2 protein-coding genes are annotated in these 2,483 nt (G+C 41.8%); both read left to right on the forward strand.

What is annotated here, in order from left to right; all coding sequences use genetic code 11:
- Window positions 1–252 (forward strand): Fic family protein (locus Q366_RS21840; protein WP_342668611.1); only part of this gene is annotated, 252 nt, incomplete at its 5' end.
- Window positions 249–2,483, forward strand: a 2,235-nt coding sequence (locus tag Q366_RS19085; protein ID WP_211251925.1) for a TOTE conflict system archaeo-eukaryotic primase domain-containing protein, incomplete at its 3' end; no start/stop codon positions are given. The genes Q366_RS21840 and Q366_RS19085, both read left to right, overlap by 4 nt.

Here is a 2,483-nt window from a genome sequence, read left to right on the forward strand (position 1 = left end):
ACCGAGCAAGTAACCGAGCAAGTAACCGAGCAAGTAATAAGGCGTCGTAACATTATAGAATTTTGCAAAATGCCCAGATCAAGCTCTGAAATCATGAAACACCTGGGATTAAAGCATAGGGAATATTTCCGGTCTAAAGTCCTGCGACCTCTGCTGGACGAAGGAATTCTGGTCCAGACCATACCGGATGTTCCCAGAAGTCCCAAACAAAAATATTATTCCATGGGTTTCGATGAATCAGATGTTATATGACTATAAGCGATTACAATGAGTTGAAAAGAAAATATGATGCCCTGCTTGAAGAAAACAAAGCGTTGAAAGCAAAAATCCGGGAATTGGAACCCGGATCCGAAAATTTTACTTCCCGCCATAAGCCTGCCCAATCCAGGACAACAGTATCCAAAGAACTTAAAGAAACTGCATCAAATCCTAAATCAGAAGTGGCAAAAGCCCCTGAGAAAAATGCCGGTTTAATTACCCGGTATTCGAAAAAAAATGAAAAAATTGATCTTTTTATGTCTCTGTTTAAAGGCAGGACTGATGTATATGCAAAAAAATGGCAAAGCAAAAAGGGACTTAAAGGATACAGCCCGGTCTGCCGGAATGAATGGCTTCCCGGGATCTGCAATAAGCCTAAAATAAAATGCTCAGTATGCGGCAATCAATCATATGGGACGCTAAATGAATCCATTATTGAAAAGCATCTCAGGGGTGAATACGTCATTGGGGTTTATCCCATGAATCTTGATGAAACCTGCTATTTTCTGGCTATCGATTTTGACAAAGATGGATGGAAACAAGACATTGGTGTTATTCGGGACATCTGTTCGAAATTTGAGATACCGGTTGCAATAGAGCGGTCTCAATCAGGTAATGGCTGTCATGCATGGTTTTTCTTCGAACAAAAGGTTACAGCTGCTTTGGCACGGAAATTCGGGACATCATTATTGACACACACCATGGGTGAGCGGCATGAAATTTCGTTCAAATCTTATGACAGGCTGTTTCCTAATCAAGACACAATGCCGGATGGTGGTTTTGGTAATCTGATCGCCCTGCCGCTACAAAAAATGGCCAGGGACAAAGACAATGCGGTTTTTATCAATGAAAATTTTGATCCGTACCCTGATCAATGGCAATTCCTATCAAACATTCAAAAGCTGAACGAAAAAACCCTGGCCTCGTTAATAAATAAGCTGGTCCGGGGAAACGACCTGGGCGTATTAAAAGAGGAAATATCAGATTCAAAACCGTGGGAAAAACAGCAATCCATTGATTTAAAAGCTAAGGATTTTCCCAAAACGGTTACAATGATTAAATCCGGCATGCTGTATATTGAAAAAACAGGATTGAGCCAGAAAGCATTAAATACCCTGAAAAGATATGCGGCCTTTAAAAACCCTGTGTTCTATAAGGCCCAGGCCATGAGAAAGTCAACCTTTGGCAAACCAAGAGTCATTTTCTGCTCAGATGATTATAAACACCATCTGGCCCTGCCTTGTGGATGCGAATGCGATATCAAATCTTTGTTCAAAAAAAATGGTGTCACCCTGATACAAAAAGATGAATCTAATTCCGGAAAGGTGATCAATGTAGAATTCCAAGGTGAATTACGAGATGAACAGCAACTTGCACTGGATGCATTGTCGGCACATACCAATGGCGTGTTGTCTGCTGCCACCGCATTCGGGAAGACCGTTATCGGCGCAAAACTGATCAGTGTTAAAAAAGTAAATACCCTGGTGTTGGTTCACCGGCAGCAACTGCTTTCCCAATGGCGGGAACGGCTCGAACAATTTCTTATCATCAATGAATCCCTTCCTGAACCGCCTGAAAAAAGAGGCCGTAAAAAAGAACAGCATATCATCGGCCACATGGCTGCAGGAAAAGACAGGCTGAGCTCCATTGTCGATATAGCAGTCATGCAGTCATTGAATGCCAAAGGAGATGTCAAAGAAGTCGTAAAGAATTATGGGATGATTCTTGTGGATGAATGCCATCATGTCCCTGCAGTTACCTTTGAGGCGATATTAAAGAAAACCACAGCAAAATATATTTACGGCCTGACGGCAACCCCTGCAAGATCCGACGGCCACCACCCGATTATTTTCTTTTACTGTGGGCCTGTGCGTTTTTCAGTAGATGCAAAAAAGCAGGCTGAAAAACGCCCCTTTGATCATTATCTAATCCCGAGGTTCACATCTTTTAGATCTGGGCCTGGTGAAGACGAAACACAATTGTCCCTTCAGGAAATAAAAACCAGTTTAATATCAGATGAGATAAGAAATCAACTTATCATAGACGATGTTGTGGAATGCTATGAAAAAGGGAGAAAATCACTTATTTTGACGGGCCGGGTTGGTCATGTGGCCGTGCTTGCGAAAAAGCGGGTGTGTCCCACCTTTTACATATCCATATATATAGAGGTCTTTTTCATAACGTTTTGTTCTGTACCTGAATTTATGAACTCAGTAACATCAACC

Source organism: Desulfobacter vibrioformis DSM 8776, assembly GCF_000745975.1.
GTDB lineage: Bacteria > Desulfobacterota > Desulfobacteria > Desulfobacterales > Desulfobacteraceae > Desulfobacter > Desulfobacter vibrioformis.